Source organism: Synechococcus sp. GEYO (assembly GCF_900473955.1).
GTDB lineage: Bacteria > Cyanobacteriota > Cyanobacteriia > PCC-6307 > Cyanobiaceae > Synechococcus_C.
In genome coordinates this window covers 38242-56175 of record NZ_UCNL01000010.1, presented here as the reverse complement: position 1 = coordinate 56175, position 17934 = coordinate 38242, and the positions used below count along the sequence as shown (strand labels likewise).

Below are 17934 nucleotides of genomic sequence, written 5' to 3'. Positions count from 1 at the left end.
CCTGGCGGGGTCAAGGATGTCCAAAGTCATAGCTAGTGGCAGGGAGGAGTTGCCATCCGCCCTGGCCATCAAGAGCTAAAACACTTTCGTGGAAGTTTTTGAGGGTCGGTCTATGGCCAATGCTGATCACCGAAAGTTCACGCTCACGCAGGAGTTTGTAGAGACGATCCTCTGTCGCCACATCCAACGCACTGGTTGCCTCATCAAGCACGACGAAACGTGGTGCGTTGAGCAGAAGCCGACCGAATGCGAGCCGCTGCTGCTCGCCAAGGGACAAAATTCTGGGCCAGTCCTGCTTGATGTCCAGATCGGGGTATCGATTCAGCAGTGTTCCGAGATTTACTTCTTCAAGGACATGGCGCAGTTGTTCATCGCTGTAACGACTCTCATCAGTGGGATAGCAAAGTTGCTCTCGCAAAGACCCCAACAGCATGTATGGCTTCTGAGGAATGAAGAGGAGATCTCCGGTGGCCGGTCGCTCCACTTCACCCTGACTTGGAGCCCAGAGACCACTGATCATGCGTAGCAGTGATGTCTTGCCGCAACCGGAAGGACCAACAACAAGCAAACGATCATCCTCACCAACACTGAGGCTGAGATCTCGCAAGATGGGCATATCGCTGCCAGGAGGCGTTAGATCGGCATTGCGAATCACAATCGAACTGGACACTTTTTGACCAACTGAAACATCAACTGCGTCACGACTAACCTGTTCAACCTGGCTCTGAAATCCTTCAAGCCGCGTCACACCTGCAGTGAATTTGGCCAGCTCATCGATCCGATTCACAACAAAGAGAAGGGATCCTTCAACCATGTTGAAAGCGAAACCAGCCTGCACAAAACGGCCATAATCAATCTCTCCGGCGAAATAAGGGCCTGCCATGATCAGATAAGGGAAAAAGACTCCGGCATACCCCACTGATCGCTGCATGGCACTGATAATTACCTGCCAAACGATCAGAAGGTTGAAGTTATCGACAACCGTACCCAACCTTCGAATCGTCTCCTGCTTCTCTGGCTCTTCGCCCGAATAGAAAGCAATGGATTCGGCATTATTTCGTATGTGCACTAACCCGTACCTGAAGTTAGCTTCATAGCGCAGCTGATCAAAATTAATCCGAACTAGACGACGACCTGCGTAAACAAGTAATGCTGTAGTGAAAAGCGCATACGCAAAAAGCGAGAACGTCAACCTCTGACTGATACTCCAAAGAATTATGATATTGAGTGAAAATGTCAAGACCGCATCAAATATGCCAAGAGTGAAAAGAAGGCTCTGCTCCGTAAATGCCTTTACATCATCAGTGATTCTCTGGTCAGGATTATCGAGGCCAGTTGCCTGCTCATCATTGGGATTTAAAACATAATAAGCTCGATTAGTCAGATATTCATCAACCAATCCACTCGACAACCAATCTCGCCAGATCAAGCCAAGCTTCGCCGTGAAATAAATTTGGGCAGTGCGAATGGGAAGTGCAACGATAAAACAAGCAGCATAAATCGCAAGGATCCGGTTGAAACCTGCTTCCTGCTTTGCAACCAGTGCGTTGGTGATATCACGAGCAATAAAACCAATGCCAGCATTGATTCCATTAACAGTCAAAAGCATCAACACAATGGCGCCCAGCAACAACCAATGCAGCCAGCGCCTGTTACGCAGCTGCTGGCGCATCAACAGGAATGAACCTGCTCCAATTAGGAATAATGCCGTAAAAACAACACCCCACCAACCGCTCCAGATGCCATCAATCGTGGTGCTGATGCCGCCGAAATATTTCTCTGTGAGTACTGGAAGCAGTTGCTCCAAAAGATTGATCAAGCCGGTGAGAGCCGCCAACACAAGCCCCCCGACGCAGAACAACAGCGAGAGCAGCAGCCCTGAAAACTGCCAGCCAGAGGCCTGATCAAGAGGAAGAAAAAATGGCTGCGCAAGATTGCGAAGCTTTCGCAGCTGACCTGGCAAGCCAGACAAAGGCGCCAAAGGGGAAGAGATCATGACGCCATTCTGACCAACTCAGCCCTAGCCAGGTGGCCATGCGAGCGAACGACCTCCGATCACGTGCACATGCAGATGAAACACGGTCTGACCGGCAGCGGCACCGCTATTGATCACCGTTCGCCAATCCTTGAGCCCCTCCTTCTTGGCCACTCGGGCCGCAACAAGCAATAGATGTCCAAGCAGAGCGGCGTGCTCTTCGCCGACATCCTGGAGACCCACAAGCGGTTCACGTGGGATTACGAGTACGTGAACGGGAGCCTGGGGAGCGATGTCGCGAAAGGCGAGGCAATGCTCATCGCTATAGACCTCATCGCAGGGAATCTCACCCCGCAGGATGCGGGAAAAGATCGTGTCCTCGGCCATGGCAAAGGGGCTGGGGGGGCAGGTGATGGGACAGGCAGGGCATCAGATCCATGACCGCTCATCAGTTCAATGCTGGCACGCTGCCTCAGTGCGTCACTACTCGGTTTCGACGCCATTCCTGTGACCGTCGAGGTGGATCTAGCTCCAGGGTTGCCAGGACAGTGGCTGACCTCCGTGCCAGTGACCAGGTGTCCATTGAGAATCTGGCCTCTGCCCTTCGTCTCAGAAGTTTCGATGTTGCTGAGCCATGGAGCTGACCAGGGCCCAGACAACACCAGGCTCAACTGGTCATCGAGCTGACCTGGGATCATCCCGATAAGGCTGAGGTCCGATGGCCGGAGGAACGGTCATCTTCTCCTCTCTGGGATTTCCCATGGCATGGGAAAGGGTTTCAGCCATCCAGGAGCGGAATGCATTGATTGAGCGACCCATGGTGTTGATTCCTCATCTCTTCTTTCAGTCTCAGCAAAACAGAGTAGGAAGCCAACAGGCCGAAATACGGGTTTTTGGCCCTTGTTTAAAAACTAAAACTGCACCACCAACCCGCTGAGACGTTGATCGACTCAGCGGCCGAATCGGGTTCAGCGACGGCGGCGACGCTGCTGAGCTTTGCGCTTGTACTTCTCGATCGGTGTTTCGTGGTGACGCAGACGCTTGAGGTCAGCGAAGATTCCAGCCTTGGAGACCTGACGCTTGAAGCGACGCAACGCCGATTCGATGCCTTCGTTTTCGCCGACCGTGACCTGAGTCATTCAACAAGCAAGAGATTTCCAGCGCACTAACCTAGCAAGTGACCTCAAGGGGTCTATTCGGTTTGTTCAGGGACAGCTGTCTCAGCCGCACTTTCTGAATCCGACTGCACGCCGTCGCGATACACATAGAGATGTCCGAGGGTGCGCTTGCCGTATTGACGGCGCATCAGCCGCCAACCGGGCTCGAGCTTCAGTTGAACGAAATTGTTGCCGAAGCCGCCTGCCCGAGCCACCAAAAAAGTGGGTTCCGATGGATTACGCGTTGGCACAGCCATCAACTGAACGTCATTCGCCGACTTGATCACCGTTAGGCGATAGCTGGTGCCCAGGTCGTCAGCGCCGATGCGCAGCGAATAACCGTTGCCGTCGATATAGCGATTGCAGATACCCGTGAAGTCAAAGGTTGCCAGCAACGGATCCACCACTCCTGGAGCCACTCCACTCACCGAGTAGCAGGGGCGAGCACTCGTGCGTTGCTCATAGATATTCAGCTGGGACCGTTCACCGGAACCGATCGGAGCCGAGACCAAAACAAATTTGGTTTCATCGACCTCAGCGGTTGTGAACAGGGAGCCCTGAGCACGCACCGAGGAGATCAGTCCTGTGGCGACAGTGGCACCGAATACCGAGAGAGCGGCAGCGGCGATCCGTAAACGGGCCATCGAAGCAAAAGAATGTGCCTGGATCGTAAAAGTGCCGAGGCTCTTCGGCTGCCTCGATCAGGCCGGTTTGTTGAGTCGAATCGCAACCAGAAGTGACCCAACCGTGGCCGGGAGTGTCAGCCCCAGGATCAATCGGGTAAGCGTGACACCCAGATCGGGATCGCCATAGGCGAGTTCAAAAACACTTCCTGTGGCAGCGATGCCGAGCACACAGGCCAGGGCCAGGAACAGCCCTGCAAGGGGTTTCATCGGCATGGAATCAGGGGATGGAACGCACGTCGGACGACTGGAAGCCATGGTCATTGAGCTCTTTGCTGAGCTCACTGGCGTCGGTCACCCGATCAACAAACAACACACCAGTGAGGTGATCCATTTCATGCTGAATGCAGCGAGCCATCAGGCCATCGGCCTTCATCGTGCGCGGGCGACCCATCTCATCGCGGAAGCCCACCTGCACTGCACTGGGTCTCACCACATTGAGATACACGCCGGGAATGCTGAGGCATCCCTCCTCGTAGGTGTCGAGGCTTGCACTGGCCGACACGATCTCAGGATTGATCAACACCAATGGCGGAGTCGTGGAATTCTCCGGATCGAGATCGATCACAAGCAACTGCTGGTGAATACCAACCTGAGGAGCAGCTAGGCCGATCCCCCGAGCGGTGTACATGCTGCGCAGCATGTCCCGAACCAGATCCCTCACCGACTCATCGACCTTGCCGATCCGACGGGCATCAACCCTCAGCGCCTCATCACCCATGGTGTGGATCTGAAGCGGAGGCGTGTCTAAGACCTTCTTAGGCACTGCCACCGAGGAGCTGGTCTTCTCCGCAGAACGTGCCAACTGGGCGAAGCTCCTGGCCAAGGTCTCAGACTCCGTCCGATCTGTGCTGATCTTAGGCAGTCTCCTTTGAGCATCGGATTGCAGTCATGAGCCGTCCCCAGCCCCTGTCCGCAAGGACTGCCCTCGGACGCCTACCAGTTTTGAAATCACCACGGATCCTTGGCAACTGGGTGCTCTGGCTGGAGCAGAGACCTCATGAAAAAGGACGGACCACAGCCATGATCCGCCCCTGGCTCCAGACAGATGCAACCGCGAGGGAACTGACGGCAGCACCCGCCAACCTGCGCTGCCGAATTCATGAATACGGCGGTGGGGCCATGGCCGTGGCCCTGATGGGAGACGCACTACTACTGACCTGGATCGACGACGGCGACGGCTGTCTCTGGCAGCAGACCTGGCATGGATTGGGCAGTGAGGATTGCTCAGCCCTCAAAGCGGAGGCACAACCAATTCGCATCAGCGCACCTGGCGCATGGGCCCTGGGAGGAGGCCTGATTGATCAAACACGGCTGCGCTGGTTGGGAGTGATGGAGTGCAACGGCCGTGACCAGCTGGTGAGCGTTGCCCTGAGTCAGAGCGATCAACATCCCCAGGTGCTTCACACAGCCGATGATTTCTTCGGCTATCCAGCGCTCAGCGCGGATGGAAACCAGCTGGCCTGGGTGGAATGGCGACAGCCCGCCATGCCCTGGGATGCGAGCGAGCTTCGTTGCGCCTGCCTCTCGCCAGAGGGGCAGCTGATGCGGGTGCAGACGCTGGCCGGGAGCCGACCGGAAGCTAAGCAGGCCATCTCAGTGTTTCAACCCCTGTGGCAACCCGACGGCAGCCTGGTCGTTGCCGAAGACAGCAGTGGTTGGTGGAACCTGATGCGGCTTGCCGATCCCGCCAGCGGAAAGCGCCACTGGGAGCGTCCATGGCCCATGCAGGCGGAAACCGCCATGCCCCAGTGGGTGTTTGGCATGAGCACCAGTGCCTGGGATGGCGAGCAGCTACTGGCAGCGATTTGCTCTGAAGGACGCTGGGAGCTGAAGCAGCTGAGAAGCGACGGCACGATCCTCAATCTGGATCAGCCCTTCGATGATCTAGCCGATCTCCATGCCGACGCAGGACGGGCCGTGGTGATCGCCAGCAACTCCCAGATCGGCCAGGGTCTGCTGGAGCTGGAGTTGAGCACCGGTGATTGGCAGCACACTCCAGCCGGCGAGGCCGCACTACCGATCGAAGCCATCAGCAGCGCAGAACCGTTGTGGTTTGAAGGCGCCGGCAACCTGCGCACTCACGCCTGGTACTACCCGCCCCTGGGTGGAGCCAGCAGCGAGACGCCCTTACTTGTAAAAAGCCACAGCGGACCAACCGCCATGGCTGGCCGCGGCCTCAACCTTGGCATCCAGTTCTGGACAACCCGAGGCTGGGGAGTGGTGGATGTCAATTACGGAGGGTCCACCGGATTCGGGCGGGCTTACCGGGACAGACTGAACAGCGGCTGGGGGGTCGTGGACGTCCAGGACTGCGCCGCCGCTGCAATGGCTCTTGTGGAGGACGGCCAGGCCCATCCGCACAAGATCGCCATCGAAGGAGGTAGCGCCGGTGGATTCACCACCCTGGCCTGCCTCTGCTTCACCGATGTGTTCCGGGCAGGAGCATGCCGCTACGCCGTCAGCGACCTCACCTCTCTGGCTTCGGAGACACACCGCTTTGAGGCCCGCTATCTCGACTCGCTTGTAGGGGCCTGGCCTGAGGAGCGGGCCCGCTATGAGCAGCGCTCACCGCTCCAGCATGCGCAATCCATTCGCTGCCCAGTGATCTTTTTCCAGGGTCTGAAGGACAAGGTGGTGGTGCCGGAACAAACGGAACGCATGGCCGCCGCTCTAAGCAGCAATGGGCTTCCTGTCGAGGTGCAGACCTTTGCAGAGGAAGGTCATGGCTTCCGCGACAGTGCCGTGAAGGTGCAGGTTCTGGAGGCAACTGAGCGTTTCTTCCGTCGTCAGCTCGGGCTCTGATCCGCTTGACCGTAGTGAAGGCCGCGGAACTGGGCATGCACCGCTTGCATCTGCTGCATGGACAGCAGCGGAGGCTCCCCCAACTGCAGAGCCTGCAGATACATCCGCGCCAGGGTCTCCACCTCAACCGCCACTCGTAATGCGGACTCCAGATCTTTCCCAAGCGTCACCATTCCGTGCCTGGCCAGCAGACAAGCATTGCGTTGGGCAAGAGCATTCACCACGTTGTCGGAGAGTTCCTTCGTCCCGAAAGTGGCGTAGGGAGCACAACGGATCTCATCACCGCCAGCTACGGCAACCATGTAGTGAAATGCAGGAATGCCGCGGTCATGGCAGGCCAATGCCGTGGCATGAATCGGGTGGCAATGAAGCACCGCCATGGCTTCGGGGCGGCAGCTGAGCACATCCGCATGAAGGCGCCATTCCGACGAAGGTCGCCGCTGCTTCTCTTTCAGGGGTTGTCCAGACAGATCCAGTGCCACCAGATCACCAACCTCCATCTGTTCATAAGGAAGGGAACTGGGAGTGACCAAAATCCCCTCCTCAATCCGAACCGAGAGGTTGCCGGAAGTGCCCTGATTGAGGCCTGTGCCATTCATGCGGCGCGCCACAGTCACCAGCTGCTGCCGCAGCGCCTGATCATCAAAACGATCAGCCACAGCCATACAGACTCTTCAGCCCCTCCTCACTGGCATCCGCCACACCCCGATCGGTAATCAGCGCAGTGACAAGCCGGGCAGGAGTCACATCAAAGGCAGGGTTGAAGCCATCACTGCCATTGGGTGTGAGCTGCACCTGAGCCAGAGTGCCTGCCGCTGGTCCATCGAGCAGACGGCCCTGAATTGCTGTGACCTCCTGGGGGGAGCGGGCTTCGATCGGGATCTCCGCCACCCCGTCATCCAGGCTCCAGTCGATGGTTGATGCGGGGAGCGCCACATAGAACGGCACCGCGTTGTCATAAGCCGCCAGGGCCTTCAGATAGGTCCCGATCTTGTTGCAGACATCTCCGCGTCGGGTGGTGCGATCCGTTCCCACAATCACCGCATCCACTTCACCGTTCTGCATTAGGTGACCTCCAGCGTTGTCCACAATCACGGTGTGGGGAACTCCTTCTCTGCCGAGCTCGTAGGCCGTGAGCGATGCACCCTGGTTGCGGGGTCGGGTCTCATCCACCCAGACATGAAGATCAAGACCGGCGCGTCGGGCCTTGTAGATCGGGGCTAATGCCGTACCCCAGTCAACCGTGGCCAGCCAGCCAGCATTGCAGTGGGTCAACACCTGGAAAGGCTTGTTCTTGCGGACTTCTGGCCTGGCCGCCGCGAGCCGCTGGATGATCTCGAGGCCGTGGTCACCGATGGCGGAGCACATGGCCACATCCTCATTAGCGATCAAACCGGCCTCCTCCCGAGCGGCAACTGCCCGTTTCGCCGGAGGCAACGCCAACACACGATCACGCACACGCTCCAGCGCCCAGCGCAGATTCACAGCTGTGGGGCGCGTGGCATTGAGTTGGTCAAATGCCGCCGCCAGGGCTGCATCACTGGCGTCATTCTGCAAAGCCAGCATCAGGCCATAGGCACCGGTCACCCCGATCAACGGAGCGCCACGAACCACCATGGTGCTGATGGCTGCAGCCGCCTGCTCACAGCTGCTGAGGGAGCGGGTTCCGAAGCGATGGGGTAGCTGGGTCTGATCAATCACCCAGACCGAGCGACCGTCCGGTTCCAGTCCGATGGTGCGCCAGGCCTGTCCATCAATATTCATCCGGATCGCGTCGATAGACCTGGGCCAATCTGCCTGTCCGCTTCACAGCATCCCCGCGAAGCACTCAACCCGTGATGGCAGCGACTCATGGCCAAGGCCATGCCCATGGCTCAGGAATTCTCACGGAAAAATGTGATCACGCCCTGCAGCTCATCGGCGAAGCGATCGATCTCCGCCATCGTTGTGATGAAGCTGAGGCTGGCGCGGGCTGAACCGGTGACTTGATAGTGGCGGTGCAGTGGCTGACAGCAGTGATGTCCGCTGCGAATGCAGATCCCAGCAAGATCGAGCATGGCGGCGATGTCGTTCGCATGAACACCATCCACAAGAAAGGTGGCGAGAGCACCACGACCAGGCTGTTGCTGAGGCGTTGGGCCAAGAATGCGCAGACCGTCAATCGCCTGCAGACGATTGAACAGATGCAGCGTGAGTTGCGCTTCCCAAGCGGCGATGTTTTCAAGACCGATCTGCTCGAGATAGTTGAGCGCAGCGCCCATCCCCACGGCCTCACCAATGGCGGGCGTGCCGGCCTCGAACTTGTACGGAAGATCAGCCCAAGTGCTGTGATCCATATACACGTCCTGAATCATTTCTCCACCGCCAAGGAAGGGCGGCATCGCCTCCAGCAGGGCTTCTTTCGCCCAGAGGAAACCCATCCCGGTGGGTCCACAGAGCTTGTGCGATGAACCCACCAGGAAATCAGCTCCCAAAGCCGAAACCGAAGTGCGTTGATGAGCAAGGCTCTGACAGGCATCCACCAGTACCAATGCACCGGCTGCATGTGCTGCCGGAATCACCAGCTCCAGAGGGTTACAACAACCCAGGGTGTTGCTGATGTGCACAAGGCTGACCAGTCGTGTGCGATCGCTGAGTTTGGAGCGGAAATCGTCAAGATCCAGTTCACCTGTTTCGGTGACCCCGACGTGGCGCAGAACACAGCCCGTTCGCTGAGCCAGGAGTTGCCAGGGCACCAGGTTGCTGTGGTGCTCCATCAATGTGAGCAGAATCTCATCCCCTTCACGCAGATTGGCGTTACCCCAGCTGCGGGCTACGAGGTTGATGGCCTCCGTGGCATTGCGGGTAAACACAATCTCCTGCGGACCAGCCGCTCCGACAAAGGCGGCGGTGGTGGTGCGTGCCGCCTCAAAATCCTCGGTGGCCCTGGCACTGAGCTGGTGTGCACCTCGATGCACATTGGCGTTATCACGGGAGTAGTAGGCCTGAAGCGCTTCGAGAACCACCCGGGGTTTCTGGCTCGTGGCGGCGTGATCGAGATAGATCAGAGGGTCGCCCTGAGACGATCGCTGATCAAGAATCGGGAAATCAGAACGAGTCCGTTCCGCTAGAGAGACGCCGGTATCACGAGACAGTGTGGTCATAGGGGTCGAGAGGGGTCAGCGATCGCTCCGGAAGCCATCCAGGCCTTGGCAGCTCCTGGCAGGCGATCCACCACTTCGCAACAAAAACCTCTGAGTAGCAAGGCAGCTGCTTCGTCGCCGTCAACTCCTCGACTCCGAAGGTAGAAAAGTTCCTCCTGCTGCAGCTGGCTGATCGTGGCGCCATGTGCGCACTTCACATCGTCGGCAATGATTTCCAGCTCAGGCTTGGCGTCAACACGCGCACGCCGCGACAGCAGCAGACTTCGACTGAGTTGGGCTGCATCCGTCCGCTGTGCCGCTCTGGGCACCTGAATAGCACCGTTGAAAATGCTGTGGGAGCGATCAGCCGCAACAGCTTTCTGCAACTGATCCAGCTCACCCTCAGGACCATCGAAACGCATGCTGCTGTGCGTCGCGAATTGTTCGTCAGCTGTTGTCAATGAGAGGCCATGAATCCCTGTGGTGGCTTGCCCCTCTAGTTGCAGCGCACGCGGTTCGAGGCGCCCGAATCTCCAGCCTCGACAAACGCTGGTCAACGCATAGTGGCTGCGAGGCTCCTGTTCGATAGCAAGGTGCGCCATCAGCGAAGCGTCACCGTTGCCACTAGCAAGAACACCGTGATTCAACCGCGCGTCTTGCCCCAGATGCACCTCCAGCACATGGCTATGAGCGCATTGCGCATCAGAGGATGAGGATCCTGATGGGAAGACCTCCAGAAGCTCCAGCTCCGCATTCGACTCCAGCAGCAACAACACCCGAGTGGCAGTCAGACCAGCCCCGGTGGCAAGCACAAGTTCCAGAGCGGAGACCTTGCCGCAAACCCGCAGAGCGAGAACGTGCTGGCTGTGAGCATGATTGAGCTCAACGGGCCAGGCCTCGGCGCAGCCGCAGTGATCCAGGATCTGGCCGAGGTGACGATTCACCTCAACATCAGTGAGAGGGGTCACGCCCTCCGGAAGCGAAACACCTTCCAGAGGATCCATCTGTCCTCCGAGCACCAGCCGCGTCACACCATCTGACACCTCAGGCATCAAGGGGTTGGAGGTCTCGCTGACCTCGGGAAGTGTGGCTAAGACCTCAAGACGTTTGAGATCGGTGAGTCGCCAGGCTTCCTGTTTACGGGTGGGCAGTCCCAGCCTTTGGAGGGCTTCCCGTCCTCGCTGCTGCACCGGTGCCAGCACACTGCTCACCATGATCAGGCCACTCCCTCGGCGGCGAGCTGCTTATCAACCCAGTCGTAGCCAGTTTTCTCCAGCTCGATAGCCAGATCACGGCCACCGGTGCGCAGGATGCGGCCGGCGGCCATCACATGCACGTAATCGGGGGTGATTTCATCGAGCAATCTCTGGTAATGCGTGATCAGGATCGTGGCGTTCTGCTCACTGGAGAGCTGATTCACACCACCTGCCACGATGCGCAGAGCATCAATATCCAGACCGGAATCGGTTTCATCCAGGATCGCTACCACCGGTTCCAGCAGTGCCATCTGCAGGATTTCATTGCGCTTCTTCTCACCACCGGAGAAGCCCTGGTTGACGCTGCGCTCGAGGAATGCAGGATCCATCTGCACCACCTTGAGCTTCTCGCGCACGTGGTCTTCAAAGTCGAAGGTGTCGAGTTCTTCCTGACCCCGCTTTTCGCGCCTGGCGTTGGTGGACACGCGCAGAAATTCCAGATTGCTGACGCCGGGGATCTCAACTGGATATTGAAAGCTCAGGAACACACCAAGCCGAGCACGCTCTTCTGCCTCCAGTTCGAACAGGTCTTCTCCGCGGTAACGAACACTGCCGCCGGTGACCTGATAAGCGGGATGGCCGGCCAGAACTTTGGAGAGGGTGCTTTTACCGCTGCCGTTTCGGCCCATGATCGCGTGAATTTCACCGGCTCTGATCTGCAGATTCACGCCTTTGAGGATGGGTTGATCCTCTACAGATGCATGCAGATCATTGATGTCGAGAAGAAGCTCAGCGTCGGGGCGAATCACAGTTAAAACAGAACAGGGAAGATGATCGTCAGAAATTGAGCCTGAAAGGAGGGTTTAACCCACAGACCCTTCAAGCTTCAGGGCCAGAAGTTTGTCGGCTTCGGCGGCAAACTCCATCGGCAGCTGGTTGAACACATCACGGCAGAAACCACTGACCATCATCGAGACGGCCTCCTCGAACCCGATGCCGCGGCTCTGCAGATAGAAGAGCTGATCTTCTGAGATTCGGCAGGTGCTGGCCTCATGCTCCACCGCAGATTCAGGCTGCTGAGAGCGGATATAGGGATAGGTGTTGGCTGCAGCTTGATCTCCAATCAACATCGAATCGCACTGGCTGTAATTGCGCGCACCTTTTGCCGCAGGTCCGATCTGCACCAACCCGCGGTAACTGTTACTGGAATTGCCGGCACTGATCCCTTTGCTGACGATGGTGGAACGGGTCCGTGCACCGATATGCACCATTTTTGTGCCGGTATCAGCCTGCTGTTTGTTATTGGTGAGGGCTACTGAATAAAATTCACCAACAGAATCTGCCCCCTGTAGCAAACAACTGGGATACTTCCAAGTAATCGCTGAACCGGTCTCCACCTGAGTCCAGCTGATGCGGCTGCGTGCACCACGACACTGACCGCGTTTGGTCACAAAGTTGTAGATACCGCCAACGCCGTTCTCGTCACCGGCATACCAGTTCTGAACGGTGGAATACTTGATCGACGCATCATCAAGGGTCACCAGTTCAACCACCGCCGCGTGGAGTTGATTAGTGTCGAACATCGGGGCAGTGCAACCCTCGAGGTAACTCACGGAAGCACCTTCCTCCGCCACGATCAGGGTGCGCTCGAACTGCCCAGTATCTCCTGAGTTGATCCGGAAATAGGTGGAAAGCTCCATCGGACACTCAACACCTTTAGGGATAAATACAAAGGAACCATCACTAAAAACAGCGGAGTTCAGAGCTGCAAAATAATTATCATTACTCGGCACCACAGAGCCGAGATATCGCTCAATCAACTCTGGATGTTCTTTAACAGCTTCACTAAAGGAACAGAACACAACGCCATGCTCAGCAAGTTTTTCCTTATAAGTGGTGGCAATCGAAACACTGTCAAAAACGGCGTCAACAGCGACATTGCTCAAGCGTTTCTGTTCACTTAAAGGAATCCCAAGTTTGTCGAAAGTCTCAAGCAGCTTGGGGTCAACTTCTTCGAGTGAGCTCTTTTTAACCTGCTGCTTGGGAGCTGCGTAATAAACGATGTCTTGATAATCAATCGGGTCGTAACCCAGCTCAGCCCAGTCAGGCTCTTCAAGTGTGAGCCAATGCCGGAAAGCCTTGAGACGGAAGCGAAGAAGAAACTCAGGCTCTTCTTTCTTGCTGGAGATGAGTCGCACGATCTCCTCGCTCAGGCCCTTGGAGATCTTTTCAGTCTCGATATCAGTAACAAAGCCGTACTTGTACGGCTGGCTAACGAGATCTCGCGTGGAAGTGGACGTCATGAGCAAAGAGCTCCCCCCAGGTCGTTTTTATGACGGGCCAGCTCCTTCTGAACTATGGCCAGAACATCTCGATCGCCAAAGAAGGAAGTATTAGTGCGTTTCGCGACGGTCTCAGCAATATTGAGAATGACGTCCAAGATCTCCGTGATTGGCTCTTGATTGCCGGCGAGGGCTTCAGTCATGGCGGCGAACGTTGGCAAGAGTGTCGGAGCCAGGGAGATACGAAACAAAATGGTTTCGTATTTGGAGCCTAGAGCACGGATCCATCACCCGACCATGTGACCATTGTGACGGACGTCGGTTCTAACGGGAAAACCCTGCCGGCGCGGCGCCACTAAAAAACGATGCCCAGACAGGCACCACCCCACCTGGGTCAGGTCGTGATCGCCTCGGCATCCAGAGCCTCTTTTAGGAACAGTTGATCCAGGCGATCACCCAATGGAAGCCTGGACTGACATCAATGGATGCACGCTGTTGTCACCAACAGAGGAGGTTACCGCCCTGATCCAATGCGAAGAATCAAGAGCAAGCAGTTCGGCGGACGTTGCAGCGACCAAACCTTGTTCTGAGATTGTTCTCCACGACTACCCCGGCATGACCCAAGGCAATTGGCGCGTTCCCGTGGCATGGTGAAACTATCACCCCGATCTCATGGGCGCGTCAGCTCAGGCTCCCACTCGTGAAGCAACGCTCACCTTGCTCCTGCGGCAGGGTGAGATCAGTGCTGGTGCTCTGGCCAACGAACTGGGGATCTCGGTTCAGGCGATGCGCCGTCATCTGCGCACCCTGGAAGAAGAAGGACTGGTCGAAGCGAGCTCGATCACGGCTGGACCGGGTCGGCCTACCAACCAATGGAGACTCACGCAGCAAGGCCATCAACACTTTCCAGATAGCAGCGACACCTTTGCGCTGAATCTGCTCGAGTCGATGGCGACAAGCCTGCCGCCTGAGACCTTGGCAACCCTGCTCGAACGACAGGCCCACGAGAAAGCACATCAGTACAGGCACCAAGTCGGCGAAGGACCGCTTGAACAACGCATTCGCAGATTGGTCAGCCTGCGCAGCAATGAAGGGTATGTCAGCGAAATGGTGCAAGCGGAGAACGGGCACGGCTGGTGCATCAATGAATTTCATTGCTCCGTCCAGAGAATCGCTGAAGAATTTCCGGCTGTCTGCGACCAGGAACTTCAACTGATTCGGATGACATTCCCTGACTGTCGGGTGGAAAGAGTGCACTGGAGGCTGGAATCAGGACATTCCTGCGGTTTTCAGATCAGCCCATCAGGCGCGATCTCCAACGAATCCACACCCGGATCCCACCCGTGAGCATCGATCCAGCGCCGGTTTCAGGCCCATTGGACCGGCAGCAGATCGAACGCATCGACGCCACGCTTCTGCCCGCCGTCGACCGCCACCTTCTGCGGCTGCAGGCCCACTGTCTGGCGACGTTTCAGCAGATCGCCATGCCGCTGCAGCAAGGGCCTTTGCCAACGCGGGATCACTGGCAGGACTGGTGTGATTGCCAGCCTCAGCTGGCCAACGACGCGGACTTCCGGGAACAGCTGATGATGCAGTTCACGGTGATTGCGAGCCAGCTTGAAGAGCTCGCCAGCCAGCTGCAGCTCACTCCACTCGAGCTCCAGCTCAACGATTTGATCCAACACGCCGAAGCAAACAGCCGTCAGCGCTTGTCGAGCTTGGAGTGAACCGATTGCTGGATGCACTCCGAACATCGCGAACCGATCGCTCTCCTGCGATCATCCAAGAGAGACCGTCCGCAGCCGATGACCCTGGACATCCCCGACGCGCCGACATTCTTTCGACTGAGCTGCGGAAGCTGGCGTTCTCAACGGAGCGTGCATCACCTTTTGCACCGTCGCAGCGAAGCAGGCGGCTCGCTCATCGTGGTCGAAGACCTGGAACTGAATGATGAACGTTTGCTGGCCATGGCACACCAGCACCAGCAGGATCCTGGACTGATCATTGGCGGCAGCTACGTGCGCTGGAGCGCCTCGATGGCCTGGGACCGCGATGGCGATGCTCACGACGGTGAAACCTGCTTCGCGTTGATCGGAGACAGTGAGACCGCTCGCTCCGGCACCATGCTCCGCGATCAGGGCTACGCAGAAAAAGCGCCAGCAACGTCGACCTTCGAGATGGACGACCGGGATGGGCTGATTCTCTGCACGAGTTACGAAATGATGACCGTCTGGGAACGCTTTAGTTTCTCCGGCCCGGACGTGCGTATTCGTTCCAGCACGGTTGAGGGTCTATCCAACAACGCATCCTTCTGCGTGGAAACCAGGCTCAAAAACGACAGCTCAACCACCGGCTCGCAAGGGATGACAGCGCTCGTATCACCCTTCGGCTGGTGAGTGTCCTCTGTTACGGACTGTGAGTAGGCCGGAGGCCGCAAGGGAGTGTGATGACTCCCACTTATACGATCCAGCCAGTGTGTTCCGTCTCGAGTGGCCATTCCTCTTCTTCAGTACGCACCAACCACGCAAAACAATCGCGTCGCAGCTCTCAGCGTTGCTTCTGAAGAAACCCAGCGTTCCCTTCAGATGGACATCTCGATGGACGCTGACAACATCGAGACGGTGATCGAGTCGGCTTACCGCCAGATCTTCTTTCACGCGTTCAAGAGCGACCGCGACAGCTTCCTGGAATCACAGCTGCGTGATGGGCAGATCACCGTTCGCGACTTCATCCGCGGGTTGTGTCTCTCGGACACTTTTAAAAGAACGTTTTACGGCTTCAACTCGAACTACAAAGTGGTTCGTCACCTTGTCCAGAAAATTCTGGGACGCAAGACCCACGGTCGCTCCGAGGAGATCTCCTGGTCGATTGTGATTGCGACCAAGGGCGTCGAAGGCATCGTGGATGCACTTCTCGACAGTGAGGAATATCTCGACGCCTTCGGCTACGACAACGTTCCCTTCCAACGCAATCGCGTGCTTCCCGGAAGGGAGTTGGGTGAGACACCCTTCAATATCACCACCCCTCGCTACGACGAGTACTACCGGGGAATTCTCGGTTTCCCCAAGATCATCTACACCGGCAAAGCCAAGAGCCTTCCGGCACGCGCCAACCGCTCCCGAGGTGGTTTCAGCGAAGATTATCTGCCTTGGGTTCGAGGCATGGCCGTCGCAGGCTCAGCCTCTCCCGAAGGCAACCTCGAGATGGATTATCTCTCGAAAGTTCCTTACCGCAGCATTGGCCGCTGAATCGCGTCCCCAGGCGAAGATGTTTGAGCGGAGTCCCCTGTGGGGCTCCGCTTTTTTGTCTGCAGCGTGAGACCTGAAATGGATGCGGTCTGGGGAGCTCATGCAGTCAGAAGATGCTGACCACGAGCGATCAAGCTCCCTGAAAACCAGGACTTTCGAGCAAACTGATCCCAAAGAAACCCGGTAGCCCGACCGTGACGCAAGCCATCACATCCCTCGCCCGCATGACCCTGCGTCAGCTGCGTCAGATGGCCAGTGATCTCGGCGTCACTCTCTACAGCCGCAAAAGCAAGGAAGACCTGGTCTCCGCGATTGCCGAAAAGCAGGAACGTCGTGGCGGTGATCTCAAGGCCATCGAAGCGGAGCTCAATCCACCCTCGCGCCCCTCGTCCGAGACCCGCGTTGTTTTCCTCCCCAGAGACCCCCAATGGGCTTATGTGTTCTGGGAGATCTCAGACGACGACCGTCGCCGCGCTCAAAGCGAAGGCGCAGCACACCTGAATCTTCGCCTGGCTGATGTCACGGGCCTGCAGGACGGCTCGGCGCACCCCCACACCCTCCAGGAAGTGCCTGTCGATAGTCACAGCACCGAGTGGTACCTGCCCGTGCCTCTCTGCGACCGCGATTACCGCGTTGAACTCGGCTTCCGCGCGGGCAGCCAATGGATCTCTCTGGCCTTCTCGTCTGTGGCCAGGGTTCCGGCCCTCCACCCCAGCGACCAGATCCTCGATCAGTTCGTACCTTTCAGCCTCGAAACCGCTGCTCCTGCACCGGCACCAGTCAGCACACCCAGCTTCGAGCCCACTGACAGCGGCTTGCACGAGCGTCTCTATCAAAGTGCAACCACTCACTTCCGCAGCCGCCGAGTCGGTTCAGAAGTTCTGCACGAACAGGACTCACTCTCCGGGGATCAGCGTGGTCTCAGTGATTCAGGCGCTGGCTTATGGGCAAGCGGCCTCAATGAGTCAGGTCTCGGAGGAGTGGCCCCTCGCCAACGCACCTTCTGGCTGGTGGCTGATGCGGAGCTGATTGTTTACGGCGCCACTGATCCTTCCGCCCGCCTGACCATCGGCGGAGAGGAAGTTCCTCTCTCCAGCGATGGAACCTTCCGCATCCAGGTTCCATTCCGTGACGGCGAGCAGACCTACGCCGTTGAAGCGATCGCTGCGGACGGTGAGCAGAAGCGCAACATCACGCTCAACTTCGAGCGCGTGACCCCAGAAGACAACAGCAACCCTGCCAGCGAAGCCAAAGCTGAGTGGTTCTGATCCTGTGGGAGTGAACCGAAAAGCCCTGCGCTGGATTGTGGCCATTACCCCCGTTGCAGGGGCCGTTGCATTCCCGGTTCTTGTGCCTCTCACGATGGCAAAAGTCGGAATTGGAGCCGGTGTTGGCTTGGCACTCGTGCTCAGCAGCCTCTGGTTTGTGGGGATGCTGAAAACCTCTGAAATGCCTCACTGACGGAG

22 protein-coding genes are annotated in these 17934 nt (G+C 57.5%); 8 read left to right on the top strand and 14 right to left on the bottom strand.

All coding sequences use genetic code 11. From position 1 onward, the window contains the following. Nucleotides 1-10 precede the first annotated feature (10 nt). Nucleotides 11-1996, bottom strand: coding sequence for an ABC transporter ATP-binding protein/permease (locus DXY37_RS10485; protein ID WP_115126631.1), 1986 nt, complete (start codon nucleotides 1994-1996; stop codon nucleotides 11-13). A gap of 24 nt (nucleotides 1997-2020) precedes the next feature. After that, nucleotides 2021-2362 carry a histidine triad nucleotide-binding protein gene (locus DXY37_RS10480; RefSeq protein WP_115126630.1) on the bottom strand — a complete coding sequence of 114 codons (342 nt, stop codon included), beginning with the start codon at nucleotides 2360-2362 and terminating at the stop codon, nucleotides 2021-2023. A 161-nt stretch (nucleotides 2363-2523) separates the two neighbouring features. Here DXY37_RS10480 and DXY37_RS13795 point away from each other — a divergent pair, with 161 nt between their 5' ends. Then, complete coding sequence (locus DXY37_RS13795; RefSeq protein ID WP_371638122.1) at nucleotides 2524-2619, top strand: hypothetical protein; 96 nt, start codon at nucleotides 2524-2526, stop codon at nucleotides 2617-2619. A 31-nt stretch (nucleotides 2620-2650) separates the two neighbouring features. On the opposite strand, the gene DXY37_RS13380 is transcribed toward DXY37_RS13795, so the two are convergent. From DXY37_RS13380 to def, 5 genes are all read right to left on the bottom strand, one after another. After that, a complete protein-coding gene (locus DXY37_RS13380; protein WP_170951854.1) occupies nucleotides 2651-2794 on the bottom strand; it encodes a hypothetical protein in 144 nt (47 codons plus the stop codon). Between the two features lie 149 nt (nucleotides 2795-2943). Then, nucleotides 2944-3114 carry a 30S ribosomal protein S21 gene (gene rpsU / locus DXY37_RS10470; protein ID WP_006043142.1) on the bottom strand — a complete coding sequence of 57 codons (171 nt, stop codon included), beginning with the start codon at nucleotides 3112-3114 and terminating at the stop codon, nucleotides 2944-2946. A gap of 53 nt (nucleotides 3115-3167) precedes the next feature. Next, nucleotides 3168-3776 carry a DUF3747 domain-containing protein gene (locus DXY37_RS10465; protein WP_115126628.1) on the bottom strand — a complete coding sequence of 203 codons (609 nt, stop codon included), beginning with the start codon at nucleotides 3774-3776 and terminating at the stop codon, nucleotides 3168-3170. A gap of 57 nt (nucleotides 3777-3833) precedes the next feature. Then, complete coding sequence (locus DXY37_RS10460; protein WP_115126627.1) at nucleotides 3834-4031, bottom strand: hypothetical protein; 198 nt, start codon at nucleotides 4029-4031, stop codon at nucleotides 3834-3836. A 4-nt stretch (nucleotides 4032-4035) separates the two neighbouring features. Next, complete coding sequence (def, locus tag DXY37_RS10455) at nucleotides 4036-4641, bottom strand: peptide deformylase (RefSeq protein WP_115126626.1); 606 nt, start codon at nucleotides 4639-4641, stop codon at nucleotides 4036-4038. Nucleotides 4642-4706: 65 nt separating this feature from the next. Between def and DXY37_RS10450 the strand changes: the two genes are divergently transcribed. Then, complete coding sequence (locus tag DXY37_RS10450) at nucleotides 4707-6620, top strand: prolyl oligopeptidase family serine peptidase (RefSeq protein WP_115126625.1); 1914 nt, start codon at nucleotides 4707-4709, stop codon at nucleotides 6618-6620. Here DXY37_RS10450 and DXY37_RS10445 read toward each other — a convergent pair. The 7 genes from DXY37_RS10445 to DXY37_RS10415 all read right to left on the bottom strand — a co-directional run bounded on the left by DXY37_RS10445 (nucleotide 6605) and on the right by DXY37_RS10415 (nucleotide 13423). Next, nucleotides 6605-7285 carry a class II aldolase/adducin family protein gene (locus tag DXY37_RS10445; RefSeq protein ID WP_115126624.1) on the bottom strand — a complete coding sequence of 227 codons (681 nt, stop codon included), beginning with the start codon at nucleotides 7283-7285 and terminating at the stop codon, nucleotides 6605-6607. The genes DXY37_RS10450 and DXY37_RS10445 overlap by 16 nt on opposite strands. Next, nucleotides 7272-8384, bottom strand: a complete 1113-nt coding sequence (gene mtnA, locus DXY37_RS10440; protein ID WP_115126623.1) for an S-methyl-5-thioribose-1-phosphate isomerase — start codon at nucleotides 8382-8384, stop codon at nucleotides 7272-7274. The genes DXY37_RS10445 and mtnA overlap by 14 nt, the downstream gene beginning before the upstream one ends. A gap of 110 nt (nucleotides 8385-8494) precedes the next feature. Next, nucleotides 8495-9763 carry a SufS family cysteine desulfurase gene (locus DXY37_RS10435; RefSeq protein ID WP_115126622.1) on the bottom strand — a complete coding sequence of 423 codons (1269 nt, stop codon included), beginning with the start codon at nucleotides 9761-9763 and terminating at the stop codon, nucleotides 8495-8497. Then, nucleotides 9760-10956, bottom strand: a complete 1197-nt coding sequence (locus tag DXY37_RS10430; protein WP_115126621.1) for a SufD family Fe-S cluster assembly protein — start codon at nucleotides 10954-10956, stop codon at nucleotides 9760-9762. The genes DXY37_RS10435 and DXY37_RS10430 overlap by 4 nt, the downstream gene beginning before the upstream one ends. A 2-nt stretch (nucleotides 10957-10958) precedes the next feature. Continuing rightward, nucleotides 10959-11747 carry a Fe-S cluster assembly ATPase SufC gene (sufC, locus tag DXY37_RS10425; protein ID WP_115126620.1) on the bottom strand — a complete coding sequence of 263 codons (789 nt, stop codon included), beginning with the start codon at nucleotides 11745-11747 and terminating at the stop codon, nucleotides 10959-10961. A gap of 54 nt (nucleotides 11748-11801) precedes the next feature. Then, nucleotides 11802-13241, bottom strand: a complete 1440-nt coding sequence (gene sufB, locus DXY37_RS10420) for a Fe-S cluster assembly protein SufB (RefSeq protein ID WP_067096636.1) — start codon at nucleotides 13239-13241, stop codon at nucleotides 11802-11804. Continuing rightward, nucleotides 13238-13423: a ferredoxin-thioredoxin reductase catalytic domain-containing protein gene (locus tag DXY37_RS10415; RefSeq protein WP_115126680.1), complete on the bottom strand. Its 186-nt coding sequence runs from the start codon at nucleotides 13421-13423 to the stop codon at nucleotides 13238-13240. Before DXY37_RS10415 ends, sufB begins: the two co-directional genes overlap by 4 nt. 469 nt (nucleotides 13424-13892) lie before the next feature. Here DXY37_RS10415 and sufR point away from each other — a divergent pair, with 469 nt between their 5' ends. The 6 genes from sufR to DXY37_RS10380 all read left to right on the top strand — a co-directional run bounded on the left by sufR (nucleotide 13893) and on the right by DXY37_RS10380 (nucleotide 17929). Beyond that, nucleotides 13893-14567 carry an iron-sulfur cluster biosynthesis transcriptional regulator SufR gene (gene sufR, locus DXY37_RS10405; protein ID WP_115126618.1) on the top strand — a complete coding sequence of 225 codons (675 nt, stop codon included), beginning with the start codon at nucleotides 13893-13895 and terminating at the stop codon, nucleotides 14565-14567. Beyond that, nucleotides 14564-14947 carry a hypothetical protein gene (locus DXY37_RS10400; RefSeq protein ID WP_244277083.1) on the top strand — a complete coding sequence of 128 codons (384 nt, stop codon included), beginning with the start codon at nucleotides 14564-14566 and terminating at the stop codon, nucleotides 14945-14947. The genes sufR and DXY37_RS10400 overlap by 4 nt, the downstream gene beginning before the upstream one ends. A gap of 78 nt (nucleotides 14948-15025) precedes the next feature. Next, the gene (locus DXY37_RS10395) at nucleotides 15026-15616 is read left to right on the top strand and encodes a phycobiliprotein lyase (RefSeq protein WP_115126678.1); all 591 of its coding nucleotides are present in this window, start codon (nucleotides 15026-15028) and stop codon (nucleotides 15614-15616) included. A 93-nt stretch (nucleotides 15617-15709) separates the two neighbouring features. Next, nucleotides 15710-16468, top strand: coding sequence for a phycobilisome rod-core linker polypeptide (locus tag DXY37_RS10390; protein ID WP_067096647.1), 759 nt, complete (start codon nucleotides 15710-15712; stop codon nucleotides 16466-16468). 194 nt (nucleotides 16469-16662) lie between these two features. After that, complete coding sequence (locus DXY37_RS10385) at nucleotides 16663-17736, top strand: DUF4912 domain-containing protein (protein WP_115126617.1); 1074 nt, start codon at nucleotides 16663-16665, stop codon at nucleotides 17734-17736. Between the two features lie 10 nt (nucleotides 17737-17746). After that, nucleotides 17747-17929, top strand: coding sequence for a hypothetical protein (locus DXY37_RS10380; protein ID WP_170951853.1), 183 nt, complete (start codon nucleotides 17747-17749; stop codon nucleotides 17927-17929). Nucleotides 17930-17934 lie beyond the last annotated feature (5 nt).

Excerpts from the sequence above, each read along its gene's own strand:
- DXY37_RS10485 (WP_115126631.1), bottom strand. The coding sequence starts at position 1,996 with ATGATCTCTTCCCCTTTGGCGCCTTTGTCTGGCTTGCCAGGTCAGCTG.
- DXY37_RS10480 (WP_115126630.1), bottom strand. The coding sequence starts at position 2,362 with ATGGCCGAGGACACGATCTTTTCCCGCATCCTGCGGGGTGAGATTCCC.
- DXY37_RS13380 (WP_170951854.1), bottom strand. The coding sequence starts at position 2,794 with ATGGGTCGCTCAATCAATGCATTCCGCTCCTGGATGGCTGAAACCCTT.
- rpsU (WP_006043142.1), bottom strand. The coding sequence starts at position 3,114 with ATGACTCAGGTCACGGTCGGCGAAAACGAAGGCATCGAATCGGCGTTG.
- DXY37_RS10465 (WP_115126628.1), bottom strand. The coding sequence starts at position 3,776 with ATGGCCCGTTTACGGATCGCCGCTGCCGCTCTCTCGGTATTCGGTGCC.
- DXY37_RS10460 (WP_115126627.1), bottom strand. The coding sequence starts at position 4,031 with ATGCCGATGAAACCCCTTGCAGGGCTGTTCCTGGCCCTGGCCTGTGTG.
- DXY37_RS10450 (WP_115126625.1), top strand. The coding sequence starts at position 4,707 with ATGAGCCGTCCCCAGCCCCTGTCCGCAAGGACTGCCCTCGGACGCCTA.
- DXY37_RS10445 (WP_115126624.1), bottom strand. The coding sequence starts at position 7,285 with ATGGCTGTGGCTGATCGTTTTGATGATCAGGCGCTGCGGCAGCAGCTG.
- mtnA (WP_115126623.1), bottom strand. The coding sequence starts at position 8,384 with ATGAATATTGATGGACAGGCCTGGCGCACCATCGGACTGGAACCGGAC.
- DXY37_RS10435 (WP_115126622.1), bottom strand. The coding sequence starts at position 9,763 with ATGACCACACTGTCTCGTGATACCGGCGTCTCTCTAGCGGAACGGACT.
- DXY37_RS10430 (WP_115126621.1), bottom strand. The coding sequence starts at position 10,956 with ATGGTGAGCAGTGTGCTGGCACCGGTGCAGCAGCGAGGACGGGAAGCC.
- sufB (WP_067096636.1), bottom strand. The coding sequence starts at position 13,241 with ATGACGTCCACTTCCACGCGAGATCTCGTTAGCCAGCCGTACAAGTAC.
- DXY37_RS10415 (WP_115126680.1), bottom strand. The coding sequence starts at position 13,423 with ATGACTGAAGCCCTCGCCGGCAATCAAGAGCCAATCACGGAGATCTTG.
- sufR (WP_115126618.1), top strand. The coding sequence starts at position 13,893 with ATGGGCGCGTCAGCTCAGGCTCCCACTCGTGAAGCAACGCTCACCTTG.
- DXY37_RS10395 (WP_115126678.1), top strand. The coding sequence starts at position 15,026 with ATGACCCTGGACATCCCCGACGCGCCGACATTCTTTCGACTGAGCTGC.